At 65.4% G+C, this 26,179-nt stretch carries 21 protein-coding genes; 9 read left to right on the top strand and 12 right to left on the bottom strand.

Annotation, left to right across the window (positions count from 1 at the left end):
* The 4 genes from VFF99_RS14765 to VFF99_RS14750 form a co-directional block, all read right to left on the bottom strand.
* Window positions 1-767, bottom strand: a 767-nt coding sequence (locus VFF99_RS14765) for an LLM class flavin-dependent oxidoreductase (protein ID WP_325019159.1), incomplete at its 3' end; no start/stop codon positions are given.
* Window positions 768-838: 71 nt separating this feature from the next.
* Window positions 839-1,612: a TSUP family transporter gene (locus VFF99_RS14760; RefSeq protein ID WP_325019157.1), complete on the bottom strand. Its 774-nt coding sequence runs from the start codon at window positions 1,610-1,612 to the stop codon at window positions 839-841.
* Window positions 1,613-1,688: 76 nt separating this feature from the next.
* Complete coding sequence (locus VFF99_RS14755; RefSeq protein WP_325019155.1) at window positions 1,689-2,552, bottom strand: acyl-CoA thioesterase II; 864 nt, start codon at window positions 2,550-2,552, stop codon at window positions 1,689-1,691.
* A 17-nt stretch (window positions 2,553-2,569) separates the two neighbouring features.
* A complete protein-coding gene (locus VFF99_RS14750; RefSeq protein WP_325019163.1) occupies window positions 2,570-4,132 on the bottom strand; it encodes a class I adenylate-forming enzyme family protein in 1,563 nt (520 codons plus the stop codon).
* Window positions 4,133-4,353: 221 nt separating this feature from the next.
* On the opposite strand from VFF99_RS14750, the gene VFF99_RS14745 reads away from it, so the two are divergent.
* Genes VFF99_RS14745 through VFF99_RS14735 form a run of 3 tightly spaced genes read left to right on the top strand, consistent with a single transcriptional unit; the run spans window position 4,354 to window position 6,357 of the window.
* On the top strand, window positions 4,354-4,983 hold the full coding sequence (locus tag VFF99_RS14745) for a carbonic anhydrase (protein ID WP_325019153.1): 630 nt from the start codon (window positions 4,354-4,356) through the stop codon (window positions 4,981-4,983).
* 7 nt (window positions 4,984-4,990) lie between these two features.
* Window positions 4,991-5,260, top strand: coding sequence for a MoaD/ThiS family protein (locus VFF99_RS14740; RefSeq protein WP_325019152.1), 270 nt, complete (start codon window positions 4,991-4,993; stop codon window positions 5,258-5,260).
* A gap of 2 nt (window positions 5,261-5,262) precedes the next feature.
* On the top strand, window positions 5,263-6,357 hold the full coding sequence (locus tag VFF99_RS14735) for an exo-alpha-sialidase (protein WP_325019150.1): 1,095 nt from the start codon (window positions 5,263-5,265) through the stop codon (window positions 6,355-6,357).
* On the opposite strand, the gene VFF99_RS14730 is transcribed toward VFF99_RS14735, so the two are convergent.
* The 4 genes from VFF99_RS14730 to VFF99_RS14715 all read right to left on the bottom strand — a co-directional run bounded on the left by VFF99_RS14730 (window position 6,351) and on the right by VFF99_RS14715 (window position 12,061).
* A complete protein-coding gene (locus tag VFF99_RS14730) occupies window positions 6,351-7,016 on the bottom strand; it encodes a hypothetical protein (protein ID WP_325019148.1) in 666 nt (221 codons plus the stop codon). The genes VFF99_RS14735 and VFF99_RS14730 overlap by 7 nt on opposite strands.
* Window positions 7,017-7,098: 82 nt before the next feature.
* Window positions 7,099-8,775 (bottom strand): diguanylate cyclase, encoded by a 1,677-nt coding sequence (locus VFF99_RS14725; protein WP_325019146.1) that lies wholly within the window; start codon window positions 8,773-8,775, stop codon window positions 7,099-7,101.
* A 198-nt stretch (window positions 8,776-8,973) separates the two neighbouring features.
* Window positions 8,974-9,753, bottom strand: coding sequence for a transporter substrate-binding domain-containing protein (locus VFF99_RS14720; protein ID WP_325019145.1), 780 nt, complete (start codon window positions 9,751-9,753; stop codon window positions 8,974-8,976).
* Window positions 9,754-9,847: 94 nt separating this feature from the next.
* Window positions 9,848-12,061 (bottom strand): hybrid sensor histidine kinase/response regulator, encoded by a 2,214-nt coding sequence (locus VFF99_RS14715; RefSeq protein WP_325019143.1) that lies wholly within the window; start codon window positions 12,059-12,061, stop codon window positions 9,848-9,850.
* Window positions 12,062-12,238: 177 nt separating this feature from the next.
* Between VFF99_RS14715 and VFF99_RS14710 the strand changes: the two genes are divergently transcribed.
* The gene (locus VFF99_RS14710; protein ID WP_325019141.1) at window positions 12,239-14,359 is read left to right on the top strand and encodes a putative bifunctional diguanylate cyclase/phosphodiesterase; all 2,121 of its coding nucleotides are present in this window, start codon (window positions 12,239-12,241) and stop codon (window positions 14,357-14,359) included.
* Window positions 14,360-14,544: 185 nt separating this feature from the next.
* Entirely contained in the window at window positions 14,545-15,684 is a 1,140-nt protein-coding gene (locus VFF99_RS14705) for a GNAT family N-acetyltransferase (RefSeq protein WP_325019139.1), read from the top strand.
* 46 nt (window positions 15,685-15,730) lie between these two features.
* Here VFF99_RS14705 and VFF99_RS14700 read toward each other — a convergent pair whose 3' ends face one another.
* The 3 genes from VFF99_RS14700 to VFF99_RS14690 all read right to left on the bottom strand — a co-directional run bounded on the left by VFF99_RS14700 (window position 15,731) and on the right by VFF99_RS14690 (window position 17,745).
* Complete coding sequence (locus tag VFF99_RS14700) at window positions 15,731-16,177, bottom strand: PA2169 family four-helix-bundle protein (RefSeq protein ID WP_325019137.1); 447 nt, start codon at window positions 16,175-16,177, stop codon at window positions 15,731-15,733.
* Complete coding sequence (locus tag VFF99_RS14695) at window positions 16,161-17,078, bottom strand: lipid kinase (protein WP_325019136.1); 918 nt, start codon at window positions 17,076-17,078, stop codon at window positions 16,161-16,163. The genes VFF99_RS14700 and VFF99_RS14695 overlap by 17 nt, the downstream gene beginning before the upstream one ends.
* Window positions 17,079-17,178: 100 nt before the next feature.
* A complete protein-coding gene (locus VFF99_RS14690; RefSeq protein ID WP_325019134.1) occupies window positions 17,179-17,745 on the bottom strand; it encodes an NnrU family protein in 567 nt (188 codons plus the stop codon).
* Window positions 17,746-18,069: 324 nt separating this feature from the next.
* On the opposite strand from VFF99_RS14690, the gene VFF99_RS14685 reads away from it, so the two are divergent.
* The 4 genes from VFF99_RS14685 to VFF99_RS14670 all read left to right on the top strand — a co-directional run bounded on the left by VFF99_RS14685 (window position 18,070) and on the right by VFF99_RS14670 (window position 23,860).
* A complete protein-coding gene (locus VFF99_RS14685) occupies window positions 18,070-19,716 on the top strand; it encodes a methyl-accepting chemotaxis protein (protein WP_325019132.1) in 1,647 nt (548 codons plus the stop codon).
* 290 nt (window positions 19,717-20,006) lie between these two features.
* Window positions 20,007-21,155 (top strand): TRAP transporter substrate-binding protein, encoded by a 1,149-nt coding sequence (locus VFF99_RS14680; protein WP_325019130.1) that lies wholly within the window; start codon window positions 20,007-20,009, stop codon window positions 21,153-21,155.
* Window positions 21,156-21,263: 108 nt separating this feature from the next.
* Window positions 21,264-21,890, top strand: a complete 627-nt coding sequence (locus VFF99_RS14675; protein WP_325019128.1) for a TRAP transporter small permease subunit — start codon at window positions 21,264-21,266, stop codon at window positions 21,888-21,890.
* Window positions 21,887-23,860 carry a TRAP transporter large permease gene (locus tag VFF99_RS14670; RefSeq protein WP_325019126.1) on the top strand — a complete coding sequence of 658 codons (1,974 nt, stop codon included), beginning with the start codon at window positions 21,887-21,889 and terminating at the stop codon, window positions 23,858-23,860. Before VFF99_RS14675 ends, VFF99_RS14670 begins: the two co-directional genes overlap by 4 nt.
* A gap of 16 nt (window positions 23,861-23,876) precedes the next feature.
* Here the strand turns inward: VFF99_RS14670 and VFF99_RS14665 are convergent, their stop codons facing one another.
* A complete protein-coding gene (locus tag VFF99_RS14665; RefSeq protein WP_325019125.1) occupies window positions 23,877-25,997 on the bottom strand; it encodes a CHASE domain-containing protein in 2,121 nt (706 codons plus the stop codon).
* Window positions 25,998-26,179: the final 182 nt, after the last annotated feature.

Below are 26,179 nucleotides of genomic sequence, written 5' to 3'. Positions count from 1 at the left end.
CCGGGCACGCCGCGGATCAGGTTCACGTGCATCTGCTGGTGCGTGGTCAGAAGATGGCGCGCTTCGCGTTCCGAATCGGCGGCCACTACGTTCAGCCCCACCATCGCATACGGCTTGTCCAGCACATCGGACGGCTGGAAGCACTGCCGGTATAGCTGGAGCGCGGCTTGCAGGTAGGCCGGCGAAAACTGCCCGGCGAAGGCAAAGGGCAGGCCGAGATGGCCGGCCAGCTGCGCACTGTAATCGCTGGACCCGAGCAGCCAGATCGGCACCTCCAGTCCCTCGCCCGGCACCGCCCGCACGCGCGGGCCGTCGCCGCGCGGCTTGAAATAGGCGCGCAGTTCCGCCAGTTGCTGCGGAAATTCCTCGGCGCCGGCGTGCAGCGAACGGCGCAAGGCGCGCGCGGTGAGCTGGTTCGATCCGGGTGCGCGGCCAAGGCCGAGGTCGATGCGGCCGGGGAACAGGGATTCGAGCGTGCCGAACTGCTCGGCGATCACCAGCGGCGCATGGTTGGGCAGCATGATGCCGCCGGCGCCGACGCGGATGGTGGAAGTGCCGGCGGCGACATGGCCGATCACCACCGCGGTGGCGGCGGAAGCGATGCCGGGCATGCCGTGGTGCTCGGCCAGCCAGTAGCGGCGGTAGCCCCAGCGCTCCGCATGCTGCGCCAGGTCGAGGCTGCGCCGGAAGGCATCGGCGGCGGTGCCGCCCTGCAGGACAGGCGCGAGATCGAGAATGCTGAGGGGGATGTCCTTGAGTTGCTTCATGTTATTGAAGAGTCGCCCGAAGCCAACATTCTAGTTTTGACAGCGGATTCCTGCCGCCATTCACTCGGATTTCAAAACGCGACCAGCCCCTTCTGCCACAGGTAGCGGCCGAGCATCACCACGCACACGGTGACGATCATCGGCCGGATCAGCTTGGTGCCGCCGCGGACCATTGCATGCGAGCCGCACCATGCGCCGATCACCTGGCCGAGGATCATGGCGCCGCCGGCGGCCCAGAGGACCTTGCCGCCGAAGATGAACACCGCCAGCGAAGCAATGTTGCTGGCGAAGTTGAGCACCTTCGCGTTGGCGGTCGCCGTGATCAGGTTCTGTCCGCGCAGCGCGACGCCGGCCAGCGAAAAGAACGATCCGGTGCCCGGGCCGAACATGCCATCGTAAAAGCCGATGCCCGGCACCACCACGCCCTGGTAGGCCTTGCGGTTCAGGCGCGGCTTCTTCTCGACAGCGCCGGCGTTTGGCGCGAGCAGGAAGTAGAGCGCAATGCCGACCAGCACGATGGGGATCAGCACGTCCAGCGTCGCGGCGTTCACGAACTGCACCGCCAGCGTGCCAATGGCCGAGCCGATCAGCGAGCAGATGAACAGCGTGCGTACCTCCGGAACCTTCACCAGCCCGCGCCGGATCACCATCATCGACGCCGTGAAGGAGCCGGAACTGGCCTGGAGCTTGTTGGTCGCCAGCGCCTGGATCGGCGGCACCTGCGCCAGCAGCAGCACGGGAATGGTGATCAGCCCGCCGCCGCCGGCGATGGCATCCACGAAACCGGCAATCGCCGCGGCGCCGAACAGCATCGCGATCACTTCCGGGGACAGCACGAAGTCCATTGTCATCCTTCAGGGAATTTCAAACACACGATGCTATCGGATTGGTGCAAGGCAAGCCAATGCCGTATGCGCATGGCTAGGCCTTCTTTTCCCTCAGACGGATCAGCCCTTCCTGCGCCAGCGTCGCCACCAGCTCGCCCTGCTGGTTGTACACATGCGCAAAGCACAGTCCGCGACCGCCCGAGGCGTTCGGGCTTTCCATCGCAAACAGCAGCCACTCGTCCATGCGGAAGGGGCGGTGGAACCAGATGGTGTGGTCGAGGCTGGCGATCTGCAGGCGCGGGTCGCCCATGGAGATGTTGTGCGGCTGGAGCGAGGTCCACAGCAGGCCGTAGTCCGAGACATAGGCGAACAGCGTCTCATGCGTGAGCGTGTCGTCCGGCAGCGCCGCCGGCGAGCGCGTCCACACCTGCTTGTTCGGTTTGCCGTTGTGGCCGCTGTAGATGTCCCCCGGATGGTCGGCGCGGAAATCGACAGGCACCGGGCGGAACGGGCGCTTGCCGGCGTCGGCCAGCTTCTTCCATTCGCCGATGCTGGAGGCGAGCGTTTCCGGGTCCGGGCTGGCCGGCGCGGGGCGCTGGTGCGAGAGGCCTTCTTCCGCTGTCTGGAACGAGGCCGACATCACGAAGATGCGGCGGCCTTCCTGGTAGGCCACCACGCGCCGCGTGCTGAAGCTGCCGCCGTCGCGCACGCGCTCGACTTCATAGTCGATCGGCAGGCGATGGTTGCCGGGCAGGATGAACATCGAATGCAGCGAGTGCACGCGCCGTTCCGGCACCGTGACCGCCGCCGCGTACAGCGACTGGCCCAGCACCTGTCCGCCGAACACGTTCGGGCTGCCCATGAAATGGCTCTGGCCGCGGAAGCGGTCTTCGCCGGTCTGCTCCAGCTTGAGAAGGTCGAGGATTTCCTGCGTGTTGAAAAGTGAGTTGTCCACCATGATTGTCTTGCGTATGTTCAAAATGAATTCTTGGGCAGGGAATCGCGCAGTTCGCGCTTGAGCACCTTGCCGATCGCGCTGCGCGGCAACTGCTGCACCGGTTCCACCGCGGCCAGCCGCTGCGTCTTGCCCAGGCGCGCATTGGCCCAGTCGAGCACTTCCTGCGCCTGCAGCGCGGCGCCCTCACGCGGCACCACGAATGCGACCGGCGTTTCGCCCCAGCGTTCCGAGGGCACGCCCACCACCGCGGCTTCGGCCACCTGCGGATGCTGCACCAGCACCGCTTCGAGGTCGCTCGGGTAGATGTTGAAGCCGCCGGAAATGATCATGTCCTTCTTGCGGTCCATCAGCGTCAGGAAGCCGTCCTCGTCGAAGCGGCCGATGTCGCCGGTGCGGATGAAACGCTTGCCTCTCGGGTCGTACCATTCCGCTTCGGCCGTCTTCTGCGGCTGCTTGTGGTAACCGGCCATCATCGCCGGCGAATGGCCGACCACTTCGCCTAGCGCGCCCGGCGGCACTTCGCGGCCTTCCTCGTCGATCAGGCGGATGTCGTGGCCTGGGGTGGGCTGGCCCACGGTGTGCAGCTTGTCGGGATGCTCATGCGCGGCCAGCATGCAGGTGCCGCCGCCTTCGGTCATGCCGTAGTACTCGATCAGGCCGCCGGGCCAGCGCTTGAGGATGTCCGCCTTCAGCGCGGCGGAGAATGGCGCGCTGGTGCAGAACTTCATGCGGAAGGCGGACAGGTCGTAGCGCCCGAAATCCTCGCGCGCCATGATGCGCTGGTACTGCACGGGCACCAGCATGGTGTGCGTGACGCGGTGCTTTTCCGCCAGCGCGAGGTAGGCGCCGGCATCGAACTTCGCCATCAGCACCACCGTCCCGCCCATGCCGATGGTCGGGAAGAAGCACACCAGCGTGGTGTTCGAATACAGCGGCGTGGAGATCAGCGAGATCGCGCTGCCGTCATAGCCGTTGACGCGGCCGCGCTGCACATGCGTCCAGCGCATCGAATGCGGCTGCACGATACCCTTGGGCGCGCCGGTGGTGCCGGAGGAATAGATGATGTTGAACGGCCAGTCCGGCTGGATGTCGACCGGCGCGGTTTGCGTGCCCGGCGCCGCCAGCCATTGCGAAAACGGCGTTCCGGTCCCGCTCTCGTCCAGGGCGACCCCCGGCACGCCGAGCGATGCGCGCACCGGCGCCAGCGCCTCGGCCACGGTCTCGTCCAGGAACAGCAGGCGGGCATCCGCATCCCTTGCCATCGATACCAGGCTTTCCGGCGACGACGAGGGCGCCAGCGGCGCCACGGCGACACCGGCGCGCAGGCTGCCGAGGAAGACAGCAGCATAGGCGATCGATGTGGCCGCGCACACCGCGACCGCTTCTCCCGGTTGCACGCCATCCCGCTGCAGCGCCGCGGCGACGCGGTCCATCAGCGCATCGAGCTGGGCATACCCCAGGGTTTCGCCGTCCTGGATCAGCGCCGGGTGCGAGGGCCTTGCCGCCGCATGCAGGCGGATCAGATGCGCAATGGTGTTGAAACTCTCTTCGAGGACAGTGTCGATGCCTGGCGTGCTCATGCGGTCGGGAGTGGAAAGTTGCAAGCGGCGGCGGCTGTTGCGCCAGGCTTCAATATTACATTTTTTCGCGAACGACCGTTCGAAATCTGCAGCGGATTTTCTTGACGCCACTCGACCCGCGGCCGCCATTGCATGATTATCATCAAGGCAGGCGGGATCCCGTGCCTGTTGTGATTGCTCGTAGGATAATCCCGCCATCATCAACACAGGAAAGGGTAGCAATGACAACTGCGCTTGAAGCACTTGCCCGGCTGCGCGAAGGCAATCGGCGTTTCGTGGAAGGAAGGGGCGGCAGCCATCTGAATCTGAACGAATCGCGGCGTAGCGAACTGGTGGCGGGGCAGAAGCCCTTCGCGATCATCCTCGGCTGTTCCGATTCGCGGGTGCCGGCCGAACTCGTGTTCGACCAGGGCCTGGGCGACCTCTTCGTGATCCGCATCGCCGGCAACATCGTCGCGCCTTCCCAGATCGGCAGCGTCGAGTTCGCCGCCGAGCAGTTCGGCACGCCGCTGGTCGTCGTGCTCGGCCATTCGCGCTGCGGCGCAATCGCCGCGACCATCGACGCGGTGATGCATCCGGCAGCCAGCACTTCGCGCCACATCCACTCCATCGTCGAGCGCATCCGCCCCTCGGTGGCGCCGCTGGTGGCGACCGAGCTGCGGCACGATCACGATGCGCTGGTCGGTCATGCGGTGCGCGCCAATGTCCGGGCTTCCGCCAACCACCTGCGGCACGGTTCGGAAATTTTGGAGCAGATGCTGCTGGATGGCCGGCTCATGATCGTCGGCGCCGAGTATTCGCTCGAAACCGGCGTAGTCGAATTCTTCGACGGCGTGCCTGAAGCACCGTAATGCCGCCATGGCGCGCCTGGTCTTCACCCAGCAACTGCGGCGCTTCACCGAAGCGCCCGAAATCGACACGCCGGCGCCGACGCTGCGTGCCGGACTGGAGGATGCGTTCGCCCGCAATGCGCGCCTGCGCGGCTACATCCTTGACGAGCAGGGGCACCTGCGCAAGAACGTCGCCGTCTTCATCGACGGCCGGCGCATCCGCGACCATGTATCCCTCGACGATCCCCTCGCGCCCGGCAGCCTGGTCCACGTGCTGCAGGCGCTTTCCGGAGGCTGACCATGAATGACCGCGCACTGCTGGCAACCCGCAAGGGCCTGTTCGAGCTCATCCGCAAGGGCCGGACATGGGACATCCGCGATATCGGCTTCCTCGGCGAACCGGTATCGATGGCACTGCACGACCGCCGCGACGGCGCGCTGTACGCGGCGCTCAACCTCGGGCATTTCGGCGTCAAGCTGCATCGCCGCGACAAGGGCAAGGCGGAGTGGACGGAAGTCGCGGTGCCGGCCTACCCGCCGCAAGGCGAGCGCGGCGAGGACGTCGAATGGAAGCTGGTGATGCTGTGGTCGCTCGCCGCCGGCGGCGCGGAGGAACCCGGCGTGCTGTGGGCGGGCACCCTGCCCGGCGGCCTGTTTCGTTCAGCGGACAGGGGCGACTCGTGGGAACTGGTGCAATCGCTGTGGAACGAGCCCTCGCGCAAGGAATGGTTCGGCGGCGGCTACGACGTGCCCGGCATCCACTCGATCTGCGTCGACCCGCGCGGCGGCAGGAATCTGCTGGTCGGGATTTCGTGCGGCGGCGCCTGGCGCAGCACGGACGGCGGCGCGAGCTGGCAGCCCGGCGTCAAAGGCATGCAGGCTGCCTACATGCCGCCCGAGCGCGCCGAGGAACCGGCGGTGCAGGACCCGCACCTGGTTGCGCAGTGCATGTCGCATCCCGAGGTGCTCTGGTGCCAGCATCACAATGGCATCTGGCGCTCCGCGGATGGCGCCGCCAGCTGGCAAGAGATCGGGGCGGCGGTCAAGCCGCTGGTGTCCGACTTCGGCTTCGCCGTGGCCGCGCATCCGCAAGATCCGCTGACCGCCTGGTTCGTCCCCGCCGAGGCCGACCAGCGGCGCATCCCTGTCAACGCGGCGATGTGCGTGACACGCACGCGCGACGGCGGAAAGAGCTTCGAGGTATTGCGCAACGGGCTGCCGCAGAAGAATTGTTACGACCTCGTCTACCGGCACGGCCTGGCGGTTGCCGATGACGGGAACACGCTCCTGATGGGATCGACGACGGGCGGCCTGTGGGGTTCGGACAACGGCGGCGACACATGGCAGGAAGTGTCGACAACCCTGCCGCCGGTCTACGCCCTGCGCTTCTACTGACAGCGGCAGGCGGCCGCCGTGCCGCCCAGTTCCGCGCGCGGGCAGGCGCGCGCCAACGCCTCTTCCTGCGCCAGGAATTCCCGGCAGCAGACAAAGCGCAGGTGGAAGGGCAGCCAGTCGTCCAGCACCCAGCGCGCGAAGTGGCCGCCCACGAACAGCATCGCGTTGGCGGGCGTGTCGAAGCAGCGCGCCAGCGCCGCGGCATTGGGGGCGAGGTCCTCGTTGTGCGGCTGTTCGAGGATGTAGAGCCGTTTCAGGTAGTCCAGGTTCTGGTCGAGGAAGAGCAGCAGGATGTCGCGCGCGCTGTCGAGGTCATGCCGGGCGGCGAAAAAGCTCTGGCCCCATACCTGGCAGTATTCCCGAAAGCCCATCGGAGCATGGTCGCCAAACAGCGTACCGATATAAAAATGCACTGCCGGGCTGTAGCGCAGCGCGTCCTTCTTGCACATCGCGCAGGTCCAGAACTCGGGCTTGCCGATGCGCGCAAGGAAGCTGCCTTCCGCCGGCGCTCCCTCGCCGAGGCCGAGCGCCCCGGGTTCGAACAAGCCTTCCAGGCGGGCGAGGAAGACGGACGCGATATCGGCTTCCAGGCCGTGCAGGTCCGTCTGCGGATCGGCGGCGGTGCCTGCGGGCGCGATGGCGCGTGGCTGGGCGGACATGGGGACTACCTTTCGTGCTTGTCAGCGTGTCGTCGGAAGTCTCGATGCTCTTCGAGTACGCCGCGGAAATCGTTGATCCAGGTCAATTTTCCCCGAGTGACGACGCATTGCGGATACAGTTCCGCCCGTCGTGCTTGGCCTGGTACAACGCCTGGTCGGCCAACCGGAACAGGGTATCGGCATCGCCGTCCGTTGCCAGTTCGGCCACACCTGCGGAGAAGGTGGCGGTAAAGTCGTGCGCTTCCGCATAGTGGCGGATCGTCGAGAACGAGGCGCGGACCTGGTCCAGTACCTGGGCGGCGGCGTCCGGCGGGGTGCCGGGCATGATGATGGCAAACTCCTCGCCGCCGTAACGGCCGATGATGTCGCCGCGGCGCAGGCGCTGTTGCAGCAGGCGGGCCAGCGCGCGGATGACCTGGTCGCCTACCGGGTGGCCATGGCTGTCGTTGATGCGCTTGAAATGGTCGATGTCCACCATGGCCAGCGTCAGCGGCGCCCGGCTGCGGCGGGCACGGGCGATTTCGCGCGCCAAGTGTTCCTTGAGCGCCGAATGGTTGAACAGGCCGGTCAGGCTGTCGCGCATGATCAGGCTGCGCAGGGCACGGTAGCGCAGCACGCGGCTGTTGAGCGCCGATACGAGGTGGGCCGGCTGGATGGGCTTGGTGAGGAAATCGTCGGCGCCGGACTCAATCGCATCCAGCTGCTTCTCGACATCCGATTCGCTGGACAGGAACACGATGGGCACGTCGAGGTACATGTTGTCCTGGCGGATCAGGCGCGCGAGGTCGACGCCGTTGCAGCCGGGCATGTACACATCCATCAGGATCAGCTCCGGGCGGTACTCTCCCAGCGTCTGCAGCATGGACGGGATTTGTTCCAGCACGCGCACATCCATGCCGGCGCCGCGCAGCACCGCGGCATAGTGTTCTGCCGTCTGCAGGTCGTCGTCGACGATCAGTACGCGGCAGGGCTGCTTCTCCTCCTGCACGGTGAGCGCATCCAGGCGGTCGATCAGCGCCACCATGTCCAGCGGCTTGGAAAAGTAAGCATCGGCGCCTGCCCGCACCGTCGCCAGCCGCGCTTCGAAATTGCTGCGCGTGGAGATGAAGATGACCGCGAAACCATGGGCATTGGCCTGTCGGATGCGCGCCACTTCCGCGGCCCCGGCGAGGATGCCCGCGGGGAAACCAAGGTCCATCACGACGGCAGAGGGCAAGCGCCGGTCGATGTATTCCTGCAGGTGCGCCAGCGCCGTGATCACCTCGACCTCGTAGCCGAAGTTCTCCAGCTGGCCGGCGATGTCCCGGGCCACCAGGGTATCGTCGTGCACCAGGTAGATCAGGCGCGGGGCACCGGCCGCGGCCGGCGCGCAAGGCGCAGGGATTGCGGATGGTATTGCCTTTGCCTGCGTGGCGGACGCTGCCCAGTGCAGGAAAGACCCGACGGCATCGGCGATCGGGGCGAAAGCACCGGCGTCGTGCGCCGCTGCCTTGAGGAAGGCGTTCATGCGCAGTTCCAGCTCGGTCGCACGCATGCCCAGATCGGTGAAACCGAAGGTGCCGGCCGACCCGGCCAGCGAGTGCAGGTGGAGCACGAGGGCGTCGAAATGCGCAACGCTGCCGGGCTCGTCGAGGCAGCGCTGCAAGCTGCTTTCGATGGCGTTCAGACGGCCGGGCAGGCCGGCGACATAGGCTTCCTCGAGCGCGCGCAAGGTCGCATCGAGGCCGGCGTCTCCCGGCGTGTCATTCCACTGGTGCATGTCTCAATCCCTGCTGGCCGAACGCTTGCCGGTCTCTGCTGTCAGGCGCACGGGTTTCTTCACGGGGGAATCAAGCCGGGGGATCATTCTGGACTCGCAAAGCCGGGGTGGGGTCCCGGTTGCTGCGTTGGGACGTACTGCCGGTCAATTCTACGCGACCCCGACGAAGTGCAGAAGCGCAACTGATGCATCCGCGCATCATTGCTTCTCGATCCGCTGGAAGTATTCCGCTTCCAGTTTGCGCAGGGACAGGCCCTGCATTCCCTGGTCGAAGGCTTGCTGCATTTCCCGCCCGGCCGGGGTGCGCTGGAAGCAGACGTGGAGCGACAGTTCGGCCAGCGGCTTGTCGTGAAAAGCAAATTGCTTGCGCTCGCGCGCCAGGCCGGGCTCGGTCGCCAGCAGGTAGCGCAGCACCAGCTTGTCGATCACCACCGTGTCCACGCGGCCTGCGAGCAGCTTGCGCAGGTTCAGCATGTCGTTGGGCGACGCGTCGAGCCGGAGTTTGCCCTCCCGCGCCATGGCGTCGAAGGCCGGGCCGTTGGAAAAGCCGGCCACCACGCCTATCCTCAACGCGGTGAGGTCCTGCACCGATGCCCACTGCAAGGGAGCGCGCTGCAGGTAGGCGAAGCCGACGGTACTGCTGCCGATCGGCGCCGAAAAGTGGCAGGTGCGGGCGCGCTCCTCGGTGTAGTAGGCGGGGAAGTAGCCGGCATAGTTGGGGTCGCGCGTGCCAAGCTGCACCGCCCGCGTCCAGGGGAAGTAGTCGATCTTCGCCCGGCGGCCGGAATGCCGCGCGGCCGCATCCGCCACGAAGCTCGACCAGCCCTCCTGCTCGAGCCCGGCGCCGACGTAGGGCAGCCAGTCCAGGCTGGCCAGGCGCATGACATCGGGGCCGGCGCTGTGCGTACCGGGCGACGCATGCGCAGCGGCAGACGCGCAAAGCGGCAGCAGTACTCGAAAGGCAAACCTGCGGACCATCGTGTTTCCCCCTGCGGGACTCCCATAAATATGGGAGGAGTGTAGCCCAGTTTCCTGCCGTGTTGCACGAATGCAAGGGCGGCGAATACGCCGCTCAGCGGATGAAGCGGATGAAGCTGTTGATGGCCTCCAGCAGCCGCGCCGGTTCCACCGGCTTGATGAGATGGGCGTCGAAGCCGGCCGCGAGCGCGCGCTCGCGATCTTCCGCCTGCCCGTACCCGGTTACGGCAATCAAGCGGATGTGCCGCGTTTCCGGTGCGGCACGCAGCCGGCGTGCCACTTCGTAGCCGTCGATGCCGGGCAGCCCGATATCGACGACGGCGACATCCGGCCGTTCCGCCGTCGCTGCCCGCACGCCCAGGTGGCCGTCGCTGGCCTCGGTCACCTGGAAGCCGTAGATGGACAGCACCGCCGCCAGGGTCTGGCGGTTGTCCTCGTTGTCCTCGACCAGCAGCACACGGCAGGCGTTGCCGCCCGCCGGTCGCGGCGGCAACGCGCGCCCGGCGCCGCCGGCACTTGCCGCCAGCGGCAGCTGCACCGTAAAGCAGCTGCCCTTGCCGGCGCCCTCGCTATACGCGGTTACGGTGCCGCCGTGCAGCATCACCAGCCGCTGCACCAGCGCCAGGCCGATCCCCAGCCCGCCCTGCGTCCGGTCCAGGGTCGCCGGGCCCTGCACGAACACGTCGAAGATATGCGGCATCAGTTGCGGCGGGATGCCGATGCCGTTGTCGCGCACCGTCAATTCGGCCTTGCCGTCTGCGGCTCGCACCCGGACATCGATCCGTCCCTCGCCCGGCGTGTATTTCGCCGCGTTCAACAGGAGATTGCTGATGACCTGCTCGATGCGGGTCGGGTCGGCGTCCACCCAGGCCGGTTCCACCTCCACGTTCAGCGTGTGGCGGTCCGCCCGCTGCGCACCGGACAGCGAGGCGATGCATTGGCGCACGGCCTCGGCCAGGTCGAGCCGCTGGCGGTTGAGGAATACCTTGCCCGACATCACCCGGCTCACATCGAGCAAGTCGTCGACGATGCGGGCAAGGTGCTGGCTCTGGCGGCCGATGACGTCTCGCGCCCGCTTGCCGCTCTCCTCGCTCAGCCCCTCGAATTCCAGGATCGCCACGGCGTTGGAAATTGCGCCCAGGGGATTGCGCAGTTCGTGGCCGAGCATGGCGAGGAATTCATCCTTGGTCTTGTTCTGCTGTTCGGCCAGCCGGCGCGCTTCCTGTTCGCTGGCAAACAGCACTTCACGCTCCGCCTCCGCCGCCTCCCGCGAGTCGCGCTCGCGTTGCAGGATGCTGCCGGCCTCGGCCAGCGCCGTGTGCAGGTGGTCGACTTCGGCCACGCCCGAGCGCGTCTCGCAGGGCAGCTCGCCGCGGCCGAGCGCGGCGGCCGACTGCGCCGCACCCGCCACCGCGCCGGCGAGGCGGCGGCCCAGCAGGAAGGCGACCAGTGCCGCGCCGCCAATCGCCGCCAGCAAACCGATGCCGGAGACGAACACCGCCTTGCGGGCGGCATGCTCGATGTCGACAACCGGCACGCCCACGCCGACGATCCACCCCGAAAGCCTGGACCGGGTATAGATGCCGTAGATTTCCGTCCCGTCGAGGTTGTGCGTGCGCAGGACGCCCTCGTCGCGCGTGCGCGCCGCTTCGATCAGTTGAGGCACGGTGGGCTTGCCGACGAACTGTTCGCCGCCCCGGCTGCGCGCCACGGTCACGCCCTCGCGGTCGAAGATACCGATCACCCAGTTCCCCGGGACCGCCGCCTGCTCGAAGGCACGATCGAGGTAATCGGTAACGAAGGCCTGGCTGATGACGAGCTGGGGACCGTCGGGGTGCGGCACTGGCACCTCGACCGAGACCACCGGGCGCTTGACCACGGCGCCGTACAGCAGGTTGGAGACATAGGCCGCTCCCGTGCGCATGACCTCGAGCCCGATCTCGGGACGGCTGCGCCGTGGAAGCGGGACTCCGAATTCCTCACGCGTATTGATGATCTGCTGGCCGGAACGGTCGAAGAGGACGATCCACTCGTTGTCGTCGCGCATCAAGCCCTTTGCCTGCCGGTGGAATCCGGCCAGGTCTCCGCCGGCGAGGTAGCGGGAAGTGGCCAGCGCGCGCAGCCGCGCTTCGGCGGCGGCCAGTTCGCGGTCCACGCTCAACGCGGTGGCGCGCGCCGTCTCGTGCACCGCCCGCAGGGCCGCCTGGCGTTCCGCGTCGAGCAGCATGTTCAGCGCAAGCGCTGCAAAGACGATGACCGGCACAAGCACCGCCATGGCCGTGAGGGTGAGGTAGGTGCGAATCTTCAAATGGCTGCTTTCATGGTGGTCGATCGGGCAGGAGCCGGGGCCGGCGGGCGCCCTACCATGATAATGAAAGAACTGTCCTTGCGGCATCTTCCTTGTGGCGCTCGCGCACCGGAACGGTGCGTCAACCGCCTTGGCATTGTTATTGCATTGCAGAAATGCTCTGCATAAGGAAGAAGCATGCCCGACCTTGCCCTTGCCATGTTTTCGCGTCCGGCCGCGCCCGCGGGGGAAGCGGGCATGCTCCACGACCTGCTCGCGCATTTCGAAGGCATGATCTACCGCTGCCGCGTCGACTTCGCATGGAGCATCGAGTTCGTGAGCGCCGGATGCCGCGAGCTCACCGGCTATGGCGAGCGCGATTTCATGGATGGCAAGGTGCAGTTGGGCGCACTGGTGCATCCGGCCGACAGGCCGGCCGTGCGCAACGCAATCTATAGCGCGTTGCAGGCCAACCGTCGCTACAGCATCGAATACCGCATTGTGCGGGCTGACGGCGCACAGCGCTGGGTATGGGAGCACGGCACCGGCATCCGCAGCGGCAGCGGTGCGTGCATTGCACTGGAAGGCTTCGTGCAGGACGTCACCGGGCGCCGTGCAGCGGAACAGGCGCTGCATGAGGCGGAGCGGCGCTTCCGCAGCATTTTCGAGAATGCCGTCGAAGGCATCTTCCAGTCGACGCCGGACAAGGGCTACCTCGCGGTCAACCCGGCGCTGGCGCGCATGTACGGCTACGATTCGCCGGCACAGATGATCGGCACGCTGCGCGACATCCAGCACCAGCTCTACGTCGAGCCGGATCGCCGCGCCGAGTTCCTGCGTCTGATGAGCGAGCATGGCCAGGTGCTCAACTTCGAGTCGCAGGTGCGCCAGCGCAACGGCAATGTGATCTGGATCTCGGAAAATGCGCGTACAGTGCGCGGCGCCGGCGGCGAAATTCTGTTCTACGAGGGGACGGTAGTCGAGGTCACCGAGCGCAAGGTCTACGAAGCAAAGATCCGTCACCAGGCCACGCACGACGCGCTGACCGGACTGCCCAACCGCAATCTGCTCTCCGACCGCCTGCAGCAGGCGATCCTTCACGCGCAGCGCAACGGCGACATCGCCGCGGTCGCCTTCATCGATCTCGACCACTTCAAGTTCATCAACGACAGCCTCGGGCACCAGGTCGGCGACGAGCTGCTCAAGGTAGTCGCCGCGCGCCTCAAGTCCTGCATGCGCGCCTCCGACACCGTCGCGCGCCAGGGCGGTGACGAGTTCGTGATCGTGCTCTCCAGCCAGAAGGGCATGGAAGCGGTGACCGATACCATCCGCCGCATCATCGCCGTTGTCGCCGCGCCGACGCCGGTGAACGAACTCGAACTGCACGTCACCTGCAGCATCGGCGTCAGCGTCTTCCCTGACGACGGGCATGATGCCGAAACGCTATTGCGCAATGCGGATTCCGCCATGTACAAGGCCAAGGAACTCGGGCGCAACAGCTTCGAGTACTTCGCCGCGGAGATGAACGCGCACGCGATGCAGCGGCTCGAACTGCTAAACAGTTTGCGCCACGCAGTAACCAACAATGAGTTTGTGCTGCACTACCAGCCGAAGATCGATCTCGCCTCGGGCCGGCTGGTCGGGGCCGAGGCGCTGCTGCGCTGGCACAGTCCGTCGCGCGGGATGGTGCCGCCGGGATCATTCATCCCGCTGGCGGAGGAAAGCAGCCTCATCATCGAGATCGGCGAATGGGTGCTGCGTGCGGCGTGCGCGCAGAACATCGCCTGGCAGCAGGCCGGTTATCCCGCGATCCCGGTTTCGGTCAATCTCTCGCCGCGCCAGCTGATGCGCGAGGACATTGTCGGCGTCGTGGCGGATGTGCTGCGCGAAAGCGGCCTGGCGCCGGACTGTCTCGAGCTGGAGATCACCGAGACGGTGGTCATGCGCGACGTCGACAAGTCGCTGGCCACCTTGAAGAAGCTCAAGGAACTGGGCGTGAAAATTTCGATCGATGATTTCGGCACCGGCTACTCGAGCCTGAACTACCTCAAGCGCTTCCCGGTCGACACGCTCAAGATCGATCGTTCCTTCGTCAGCGACATCGCCACCGACCAGGATGACGCTGCGATCGTCAAGGCGGTGATCTCGCTGGCCCACATCCTCAACCTGCGCGTGGTGGCCGAAGGCGTGGAAGCGGAAGAGCAGCGGCGTTTTCTGCTGGAGAACGGCTGCGACGAAGTCCAGGGCTACCACTTCGGCAGGCCGGTGTCCTGCGATGCATTCGCGCATGCCTGGCTGAGGGGCAAGGCGCACTGTTGATTTTTCACCGGGCGGCGTCCCGCTTTCCTGCGTAGAAGGAAACTCCCTCGCCGCGCGCTTTTGCGTTCACACAAAAAGCATGCGCAAGCAGACGCGCACGCAATGAACTCTTTGCCGCTTGCCGATCAAAGCGTGGACAAGGTCCGCGACAGGGACGCGGGCCGACAACGAAGAGAATGAATGCGATGAGCGGCAGACAAGAACGATCCATCGAACAGTCTTCCAACAACACGGTCGCCGTGCAGATGGCGCCGTGGTCCGATATCTCCATCCAGTGCTACGACAACGACGTGCCCGCCTTCGTCGGCCCGGCGCTGGAAAGGTTGTACGGCAACCTGTTTTCCTCGCTGGCGTACTACCGGGTGTTCGGCGGCGCCGACAATGCCAGCACGTACGTCGTGCGGGAAGGCAAGAACATCGTGTGCGCCTGGCTCTTCCAGCGCCAGCGCAACACGGTGCGCGTGATCAACGAAGGCATCCGTATCGACCAGGACGACGTCCTGCGTTTCGCCGGCTACATCTTCGGCCGGTATCCCGGCGTCAAGGCGATCTCCTTCCATGCGGTGCGGCCGATCATGGCCGACCTGCCCTTGCCTTGCCAGCGTTTCAACTGCCTCGAAGACATGGTGCTGTCGCTGCCGAGCAGCCCGGACAACTACATGGCCAGCCTCGGGCGTTCCACGCGCAGCTACATCCATCGCTACTTGAACAAGCTCAAGCGCGATTTCCCGGCGTTCGAATACCGCGCCCTCGGTCCGGGCGAGATCGAAGAGTGGCAGATCCGCCACATCATCGACCTGAACCGCCTGCGCATGGCCAGCAAGGGCAAGGAATCGATCAACGACGAAGACATCACGCGGCGCATTGTGCAGCTGTCGCGCGAGTGCGGCCTGGTCGGCGTCATCATGGTTGACGGGCGCATCTGCGCAGGCTCCATCAACTACCGCGCCGGCGCCAACTTTTTCCTCGAAACGCTGGCCCACGATCCGGCCTACGACGATTACCGCCTCGGCACACTGTGCTGCTACCTGACCATCTGCGAATGCATCCGCCGCGGCGGGGGCGAGTACCACTTCTTGTGGGGGCAGGACGACTACAAGTCGCGCCTGCTTGGCGAGCAGCGCGATCTCGATGATGTCGTCATCTACCGCTCCTGGCTGCACATGGTCTTGTACGGCAAGCTCGTGATCCAGCACGCCTTCCATGCGGGCGTGCGCCGCGCACGCGTGTGGGTGCGCCAGATCAGGCGGCGCGACAGCGTGGCCGGACGGATCGTCGCGCGCATCTGGCGCTTGGCAAAGGGCGCAGGAGCAGTGAAGCCCTGAAGGATCGTAGGGTGGGTAGAGCGCAGCGAAACCCACCATGCATCCTCTATCCCGATGATCTGTTGGCCGCCGTCAGCTCGCGCTGCGCGGACTCCGCATGTGCAAGGATCCGGCGCAATACCGCGTGCATCTCCGGCGGCAGGTCCTGCCTCAGCGCGGCATGCACCGCCGATACCAGTGCTTCCTCGCCGCGTTCGCAATCGGCGACCAGGGAAGCACGCATGTCGCCCGACAGCAGCGCCTTGATCCCCGACAGCATGTGCGAGATCGCTTCGCGATCCGGGTCGGGCTGCTGCGGAAGATCGTCCAGGGCGCGGATATGCACCGCCAGTTCGGCCGCGAGATGCTGGCGTTCCGCGGCCAGCGCGGCGAAGACTTGCGCGAGATGGTCGGCGCCGAGTTCCGAGGCCGCCGCTTCGTAGTGATCGGCCGTTTCGAAGCACAGCCTTTCCACGGCATTGACGGACATCTGCTTTTCATCTCTGAGCAACATGGAGCACCTCCTTCCTGCTTTCCAGATAGGCCGGCGGGACAAAGACCGTCACCGCGCCGGCGATCATGTCGAACGTGGCCGGCGTGCGCGAGACGACTTCGCCGTCGGCGCTGATTGTCATCGTCCGGCTCGTCGCAATGCGGATGCTGTGCCCCTGCTCGATGTCCACCGGGTGGTAATCCTCGAAGCGGCCGGCACGGAATGCCGGCGCATACTTGACCAGGTCCCACAAGGGCAGCGGCTCGATACTGTAGAGGTAGAACAGCCGGTCGTCGATGCTCGCTTCCTGCGCGATCGTCATGCCGCCCCCATAGTGCCGCCCGTTGCCCACCGAGATCTGGATCGAGCGCACGCGCTTGCGGCGGCCGTCGCACACGATATCGGCGTGGAAGGGGCGGAACGAGGACAGCGCCTTGAACAGGCTGCGCGCGTAGCCGAACACGCCCCAGCGGCGCTTCACGTCCGGCGACAGGTGTTCCCGCGCATGGACGCCGAGCCCGATGTGCGCGGCGTTGAAGAAGTAGCGCCCGTTGACCCGCCCGAGGTCGATCTTGTGCGGCACGCCGCCGGCGACGATGTCGCTCGCCTGGTCGATGTCGATCGGGATCTGCAGCGTGCGGGCAAGGTCGTTCGCCGTGCCCATCGGCAGCACGCCCAGCGGCAGGCGCGTCTCGATGAGCGCCGGCGCGGCGGCATTGAGCGAACCATCCCCGCCGCCGACCACGGCAAGGTCGACGTCGGCCGCGTGGCGCCGGATCATGTCCGGGATCTGCTCCGGGCGGTCGAGCGCCCATGGCAGCACATCCATGCCGCTCCGTTTCAGGCGTTCGGTGACGGTGTGGAGGTCAGAGTTCCCGTTGCGGCTCTTGCGATTGATGATGAGTAACGCGCGCTTGGGCACAGCCTCTCCTGAAAAAAGAAAACCGTCTCCTGCAATCCGCTTGCTTGTTGCTATGACAATGCGCGCAGGGCGCGGTTCCTCTCTTGCCTGGCGTTACAGTTCACAGGCTCCAGTGCACGGCAGGGACGCCGAACAGGTAACGGTGGAATGCCATCACCAGCAGTGCAAGGACCACGCCCGCGCCGACGGCGATCGCATCCTGGCGCCCGACCGGGGTGAAGTTTTTCACGGCATGCCGCTGCGTGGCCGATACCAGGTCGATGACGACATACGCAAGGAACGCGCCGAACAGCAGCGTCGCCTTCGTTTCGCCGTTGGCCAGCAGGTGCACCCCGGCCCAGAGCCCGACGCCGATCAGCATCGGGTGCCGGAGCGCGCGGCGGATGCGGTTGCGCATGTTGGCCGATGCCAGCAGCACAAAGCTCACGATCATCACCAGCGGCGCGGCCAGGATCGCCGCGGGAAAGGGACTGAACAGCCGCGGTTCGGACGGCGCGCGCCAGTAGCCGACGACGATGAGCACCAGGCCCAGCGCCGAGATGATCGAGAACATGCCTTTGTAAGCCTTCTCGCCGAGACGCGCATACAGCGCCTCGCGCACGCCGGTCAGCACCGGCAGAAGATGGATGCCGAGGAACAGCACAAGCCCGAGTACCAGTACTTCCATAGACCCTCCCTGAGTGGATGGATTGCATGCACAGCGTAATCAGAACGGCGGCCGTCCTCGTGACCTGCCGCAAGCGGCGGGCGGTGTAGGACAAAGCCTGCATTTCGCCTAGGACGTGTTGGCGTTTCGGCAAATTTTGATGTGCGTCAATTTTATTGCAAGTTGCCATCAGTAGGATTTGCCGCGGCCCATAAGGCTGCCGCGCGCGTGGTCGTGCGGCAAGCGAAACAAGAAAAATAAACCTGCGTCGCCGCTCCGCCCGATCTGCACGTCCGGCGGTTTCCCGACATGCTTCGCGACGCCCATCCTGTGGAAAGGCTTCCCATGTTGAAGAACATTACCATCAAGTCGCGCCTCGTTTTCGTCCTGGGTTTTCTCTCGGCCCAACTCATCGTCGGCGCCGCCATCGGCATCGGCGCGCTCGGCCACGCCAACGAAGCCATGCGCTCGCTGTACGACGACCGCCTGGTCGCGCTCGGACAGCTCGACGACATCGTGCGCAAGCTGACGCTGAACCAGCTGCTCGTCGCCAAGGCTGTATCAGACGAGCCGGAAGAGGCGGCCAGGCTCATGGATGAGGTCGATGCCAACATCCGGCAGGTCAGCCTGACCTGGGACATCTACATGCAGACCTCCCTCACTCCGGATGAACGCCGCATCGCCGGAGAATTCGCCGAGAAGCGCAGGCAATTCGTCACCGAGGGCCTCAAGCCGGCGGTCGAAGCGCTGCGCGCGCGGGACACGGCCAAGGCTACGGAACTGCTGCACGGCCCGATGGAAGCCCTGTTCGCGCCGGCGCGCGACCGCATCAACGCGCTCATCCAGCTCCAGCTCGATGTCGCCAAGGCAGAGTTCGCCGCGTCGCAGAGCACCTACGACATGGTGCGTTACAGCTGTGTCGCCGCGCTGTTGTTCGGCCTGCTGCTGGCGGCCGCCGTCGGCGCCTGGGTCATCCGTTCCATCATGCTGCCGCTGAACGATGCCGTAAAGCTCGCCGAAAGCATCGCAGCGGGTGACCTCACCCAGCGCGTGGAAATCCGCTCCAACGACGAAACCGGGCACCTGCTGCAGGCGCTGAAGAACATGAACGACAGCCTCGCCGGAATCGTGGCACGCGTACGCGGCGGCACCGACGCCATTCAGAACGCGTCCAGCGAGATCGCGGCCGGCAACCGCGACCTGTCGCACCGCACCGAACAGCAGGCCGGTTCGCTGGAGGAAACCGCTTCGTCGATGGAAGAGCTCACTTCGACAGTGAAGCAGAATGCGGACAACGCGCGCCAGGCCGACCAGCTTGCCATCTCGGCGTCGGAAGTGGCCATGCGCGGCGGCAAGGTCGTGGCGCAGGTGGTGGAGACGATGGGATCGATCGATGCCTCTTCGAAGAAGATCGTCGACATCATCGGCGTGATCGACGGTATTGCATTCCAGACCAACATCCTTGCGCTGAACGCAGCCGTGGAAGCGGCGCGTGCCGGCGAACAAGGGCGCGGCTTCGCGGTGGTGGCGGCGGAAGTACGCAGCCTGGCGCAGCGTTCTGCCGCGGCGGCAAAGGAAATCAAGTCGCTGATCGACGATTCCGTCGACAAGGTCGACAGCGGCGCCCGCCTGGTGGACGAGGCCGGAGCCACGATGAGCGAGATCGTCGACAGCGTCAGGCGCGTGACCGACATCATGGCCGAAATCACCGCCGCCACCCGGGAACAGACCGCGGGCATCGAGCAGATCAACCAGGCTATCGCCCACATGGACCAGGCAACGCAACAGAACGCCGCGCTGGTCGAGCAGGCCGCCGCCGCCTCGCAGTCCATGCATGACCAGTCCATGCACCTGTCCGACGCGGTGGCGGTCTTCAAGCTCGACGGCGCGCACACGGCAACTTTGCCGGCGGTCGTTCCTGCGCCGCTGCCGGCACCGGTGCCGAAGCGGCCGGCAAACATTTCTTCAAACGGTGACTGGGAAGAGTTCTGACCAGGAGCGGGCAAGCCCGGCGCCCAGAGGGATGCACGCCGGGCGCACATGCAACGACCATGCCGAAAAAACTTGCGCTGCCAAGCGCGCGGCATACATTGATCAGTGAGTGATCAGTGAGGAGGAACCGGCCATTGTAGACCGATTTCCATGTTGCGTTGCGGCTTGCCCATTCCACGCCTGCCAGCGCATTCTTATCCGGTTCGTCCTATTGCTTTGTATCAAGTCTCGCTCCATCCCGTGGGACGACAATGTCCAAGGTATTACTACACCACCATAGGAGACACACCATGAAGAAGACTGGCAAGACCAATTCCCCGGTTCAAACCTCGCGTCGCGGCTTCCTGGGCAAGGCAGCGGCGGGCACCGCCACTGCGCTGGCGTTTCCCGCGGTAGCCACCGCACAAACCCCGACGCAGTTCCGCTTCCAGAGCACCTGGCCGGCGAAGGACATCTTCCACGAGTACGCCAACGACTTCGCCAAGAAGGTCAACGACATGACCGGCGGCGAGCTCAAGATCGAAGTGCTGCCGGCAGGCGCGGTGGTGCCGGCCTTCGGCCTGCTCGATGCCGTGTCCAAGGGCACGCTCGACGGCGGCCATGGTGTGATGGGCTACAACTACGGCAAGCAGGCAGCGATCGCGCTGTGGACTTCGGGCCCGGCCTTCGGCATGGATGCCAACATGGTGCTGGCATGGCACAAGTACGGCGGCGGCAAGGAATTGCTGGCCAAGCTCTATGATTCGATCGGCGCCAACATCGTCTCCTTCCTGACCGGCCCGATGCCGACCCAGCCGCTCGGCTGGTTCAAGCGGCCGATCACCAAGACGGCCGATTTCAAGGGCCTGAAGTTCCGTACCAACGGCCTCGCGATCGACCTGTTCACCTCGATGGGCGCGGCGGTGAATGCCCTGCCCGGCGGCGAGATCGTGCCGGCGATGGACCGCGGCCTGCTGGACGGCGCCGAGTTCAACAACGCTACCTCCGACCGCGTGCTCGGCTTCCCGGACGTCTCGAAGGTCTGCATGCTGCAAAGCTTCCACCAGAGCTCCGAGCAGTTCGAGATCACCTTCAACAAGCCCAAGTTCAACGCGCTGCCGGCCAAGCTCAAGGCGATCATCGAGAACGCCGTCGAGGCCTCGTCCGCCGACATGTCGTGGAAGGCGGTCGACCGCTACTCCACCGACTACCGCGAGTTGCAGACCAAGAACGGCGTGAAGTTCTACAAGACGCCGGATGCTTTCCTGCAGGAACAGCTCGCGGTCTGGGACGAAGTGGTGGCGAAGAAGGGCGAAGGCAACCCGCTGTTCAAGGAGGTGGAAGCCTCGATGCGCGCCTTTGCCGAGCGTGCCGTGAAGTGGGACATGGACACCAACAACCCGCGCCGCATGGCCTACAACCACTACTTTGGCAAGAAGCAGCCGGTCAAGAAGGGTTGACCGCAACGGACTGCGCATAAAACACCATCCCGTGGTACCGGATGGTGTTTTTTTTGAACGCCGCGGCGGCCAGCTCGCGTGGGGCCGCCGCCTCACGAGGTTCCGATAATGCAAAAGCTCCTGTACTTCGTTGACAGGGTCAGCACCTGGGTGGGGCAGGCCTTTGCCTGGCTCATCCTGGCGCTCACCTTGCAGGTTTCCTGGGAAGTGTTCTCGCGTTACGTGCTCAATACGCCGAACGCCTGGTCGTTCGACCTGATGATCATGATGTACGGCACCTCCTTCATGATGGCCGGGGCCTACACCCTGGCCAAGGATGGCCACGTGCGCGGCGACGTACTGTACGGCTTCTTCCCGCCGCGCCTGCAGGCGGCGCTCGACCTGCTGCTCTACATCCTGTTCTTCATTCCCGGCATCGTGGCCCTGGTGTGGGCCGGCTATACCTACGCCGAGGAATCGTGGGCCATCAATGAACATTCCACACTCACCGCGAACGGCCCGCCGCTCTATCCCTTCAAGACCGTGATCCCGATCGCCGGCGCGCTGCTGCTGGCGCAGGGCGTGGTCGAGATCGTGCGCTGCATTGCCTGCCTCAAGCAAGGCGACTGGCCGCCGCGCGAGCAGGACGTCGAGGAAGTCGATGTCGACAAGCTCAAGGAAATGGTGCACGTGAAAGACGAGGACATCGCGAAGCTGGGCGAACTCGCCGGCCAGGGGAAAGGGGACAGGCAATGAGGAAGGAAGTCTGGTTCGGCCTGACCATCATGGCCATGGTAGTGATCGGTGTCTTCGTCCTCATGCCGGCGCCCTCCGAGATGACCAACGGCCACCTCGGCCTGCTCATGCTGGCGCTGGTGGTGGTGGCGATCATGCTCGGTTTCCCGACCGCGTTCACGCTCATGGGCATGGGCGTGTTCTTCGCCTGGCTGGCCTATCGCAGCCGCAATCCGGACGACGCCATCGGGCTCACGCTCGACCTCATGGTGCAACGGGCCTACGCGGTGATGGCCAACGACGTGCTGATCTCGATCCCGCTGTTCGTGTTCATGGGCTACCTGGTCGAACGCGCAAACCTGATCGACCGGCTGTTCAAGGGATTGCATCTCGCCATGGCAAGGTTGCCGGGTTCGCTGGCGGTAGCCACCATTGTTACCTGTGCGATCTTCGCCACTGCCACCGGCATCGTCGGCGCGGTCGTCACGCTGATGGGCTTGCTCGCCTTCCCGGCCATGCTCAAGGCGGGATACAACGTCAAACTGTCGGCAGGTTCGATCACTGCCGGCGGTTGCCTTGGCATCCTCATCCCGCCCTCGGTGCTGCTGATCGTCTACGGCGCAACGGCCGGCGTTTCCGTCGTCAAGCTGTACGCCGGTGCCTTCTTCCCGGGCATCATGCTCGCCACGCTCTACATCGGCTATGTGATCCTGCTTGCAAAGCTGAAACCGGACTATGCGCCTCCGCTGTCGGAGGAAGACCGGAAAGTGCCCCTGCCGGCATGGGCCCAGGCGATATCGGGCACTGGCAGCCGCAATGCAGTCACCGGCCTGTTGGGCGCGCTCGGCGGCAAGAGCCATGCCGGCGTGAGCCGCGGCACGCTGCTCGGCCAGCTGTTCATCACCCTGCTGCCGGCGCTGACCTTTGCGCTGCTCATGGGCTTTGCTTACCGCGCGGTGACGACGGTTGACGAGCAGGATATGACTGGCGTCGTGCAGATGGGCGAGGGCATCGAATTGACGGAAGAAGGCGGACTGAGCGAGCCTTCCGAAGGCGGTCTTGCCGAACCTCCGTCCGAGGGGCTGGCGGAGCCGCCCGGTGCCGAGGGCCTGTCGGAACCGCCGGCGGAGGACAAGAAAGCGGATTCCGTTGTCACTCCCGCACCGGCGGCGCCCGCCGACACCGCACCCGCGGCAAAGACCGATGTCGGCGAAGCGCAGGAGGCGGCGGAGACCAAGCCTTTACCCCTGGGCTTCTGGATCACGCTTGCCGCCGGCCTGGCTGCCCTTGCGGTTTTCTATGCGATCTTCAGCTTCACGCGGCTGGAAATCTTCAAGATGCTGCTCGGCTCCTTCTTCCCGCTGGCCATCCTGATCTTGGCGGTGCTCGGCGCCATCGTGTTCGGACTGGCAACGCCGACCGAAGCGGCGGCCATGGGATCGCTGGGCGGCCTCGTGCTGGCGGCGGCCTACAAGCGGCTCAATCTGGAGGTGCTGAGGGAATCGGTCTTCCTCACGGCAAAGACGAGCGCGATGGTGTGCTGGCTGTTCGTCGGGTCGAGCATCTTCTCGGCGGCGTTCGCCCTGCTGGGCGGCCAGGAGATCATCAACAACTGGGTGCTGTCGCTCGACATGACGCCGCTGCAGTTCATGATCCTGGCGCAGGTGATCATCTTCCTGCTCGGCTGGCCGCTGGAGTGGACCGAGATCATCGTGATCTTCATGCCGATCTTCATCCCGCTGCTGGCGCATTTCAATGTCGATCCGCTGTTCTTCGGCCTCTTGGTCGCGCTCAACCTGCAGACCGCCTTCCTGTCGCCGCCGGTGGCGATGGCGGCGTTCTACCTGAAGGGCGTGTCGCCCCCGCAAGTGACATTGAACCAGATCTTCCTCGGCATGCTGCCCTTCATGGCCATCCAGGTGCTGGCGCTGGTCCTGCTGTACACCTTCCCGGCGATCGGCATGTGGCTGCCTGAGGTGCTGTACAAGTGATACGTTGTGCCGCCGCTCATGCAGCGGCGGCCGATGTCTGCGATGCCGGAATGGTGATGGTGAGCGTCGTGCCCTTGCCCGGCGCGCTGACCACGCGGAACTCGCCGCCCATCGTATAGATGCGCTCGCGGATGCCGATCAGGCCGAAGGAGCGCGGCTTGCGCATGTTGCCGGGGAAGGTGCCCACGCCGTCGTCCGCGATCTCGAGCACGACGCTGTCGTAGCGGCGCTGCAGGCGGATGTCGACATGCGTTGCGTACGCATGCCGGCTGACATTGGTGAGCGATTCCTGCAGGATGCGGAAGATCGAGGTGGCCGCTTCCTCGTCCAGCACATCGTCGATGTCGCCGCCCTCGGTGGACAGGGTGCAGGACACGCCGCTGCGCTGGCGGAACTGCTGCACCTGCCACTCGACCGCGCACTGCAGGCCGAGGTCGAGCACGGCCGGGCGCAGGTCGTTGATGATGGTGCGCACAGATCGCACCACATTGTCCACCTGCGACAGCAGGCTGTGGATGCGTTCGTTGAGCGCGGGATGCCGCTGGCGCGTCTCGTCTTCCAGCAGCGAAACGTCGATGCGCAGCGCGAGCAGGTTCTGGCCGAGGTCGTCGTGGATCTCGCGCGCAATGCGCTTGCGTTCGTCTTCTTTCACCCGCGCCTGGTGCGCGGCCAGTTCGCGCAGCTCGATCTGCGACTGCCTGAGCGCCTGTTCCGATTCCTTGCGCTCGGTGATGTCCTTGCCCGTGCCGCGGTAACCGAGGAATTCCCCATCGCTGCCGAACATCGGCTCGCCGCTGACCGACATCCAGTGCTCGCGCCCTTTCGCGTCGCGCACCCGGTATTCGAGGTCGGTGAAGGGCTGGTACAGGCGGATCAGGTTAAGGTGGTGCTCGAAGTCCTTTTCATCGATCTCCACCGGGATGTCCCAGCGCGCCTTGCCGATCAGCTCCCGCGTCGGCGTGTCGCCGAAAATCCTGTCGCCGCTGATCATGGTGAAGTGGAGGTCCGCATCCTGCTCCCAGTACCAGTCCGACGACATGCTTGCCAGGCGCTGGAAGCGTTCCTCGCTGGCGCGCAGCGCGCTTTCGATGCGCTTGCGCGCGGCGATGTCGTCCTTCAGGCGGGCGTTGGCGCGTGCCAGGTCGCGGGCGCGCACTGCCAGCGATTGCAGGTAGAGCGCCAGCAGGATGCTCAGCGCCGAACCGCCCGCAAGGGCGATCCACCGCAGCGCGTATTGAATGCCGACCGCCGACGGCGGCTGGCTCACCTCAAGATGCCAGCGCAAGCCCGCCGTCTCGAAGCTGCGGACCGCTGCAGGCCCATGTGGAACCGCCGCTCCGGTGCGGAAGACCAGTTCCTTGTCCGCGCCGTCATCGACCAGGATGCTCACATCCACATCGCGGGATTGCAGCAGGGCGGCGCGGCGCATGACCGATTCGACCAATGCGGATGCGCGGATGACAACCGCGGTATAGCCGGCCACATTGGCCTCCTCCCTGGCGGCTCCCGGGCGGTAGACCGGCACGAAGACGACAAAGCCGCGCCGGCCGCCGGCCGTCAGCAGATCGAACAGCCCGGTCGCGCTCGGCGCCCCCGCAGTGCGGGCCCGGTCCAGCGCCCGTTCCCTGCCGGGAACGGAATTGATATCGAGTCCGACGACGAGGGCGTTGGGCGCGGCCGGGGCAACCTGCTCGATGACGTGGTACTGCGGCCGGCTGCCCGCAGGCACCGTTCTGCCGTTCCTGATCTCCGTGATGACGAAGCCATCGTGATGGCGCTGCATGCGCGCTTCAAACGCATGGCGCTGGGCATCGGGGATGACGCGGGAGAACGCGAACGCCTGGACGAAGGGGTGGCGTTCCACAAGGAGACCGGACAAGTCCTGGAACTGGCGCCGGTTCGGTTCGCCGGCGCTGGAAAAGAAGCGGTTGACCACGGTCAAGGCATCGAGCGTATTGTCGAGCGCTTCCAGGAAAGCCGTCTGCCGCATGTCGGCCGCATATTCCAGTTCCTGTTGCCGCGCCGTATCGTGCGTTCGCCCGAGCCAGGCGGAGAGTATTCCGGTAAAGGCCAGTCCTGCACCGAGGACCAGCAAGGCTGCGACCGACACCGGTTTGCGCGAGAGTGGGCAGGACAAGATCTTCCCCGTTCTGTTGTTATGTGTATTGCAGTTCCTAATCCTACGGCGATTTTTTTGTTGCAGTGCAGCGAAAGTTTGCGAAAACGCACTTCATTGATGTGCGTCAATCAAAATTTGTAGCTATTAGTATAGGAATTTCTCTGCAGAAAGTTTAGGTTGCAGCAACTTAACACTTCCGG

The organism is Noviherbaspirillum sp. (assembly GCF_035654295.1).
In the GTDB taxonomy this organism is placed as follows: Bacteria; Pseudomonadota; Gammaproteobacteria; order Burkholderiales; family Burkholderiaceae_D; genus Noviherbaspirillum.
The sequence above is the reverse complement of the archived record's forward strand: the minus strand, read 5'-3'. Positions and strand labels throughout refer to the sequence as shown.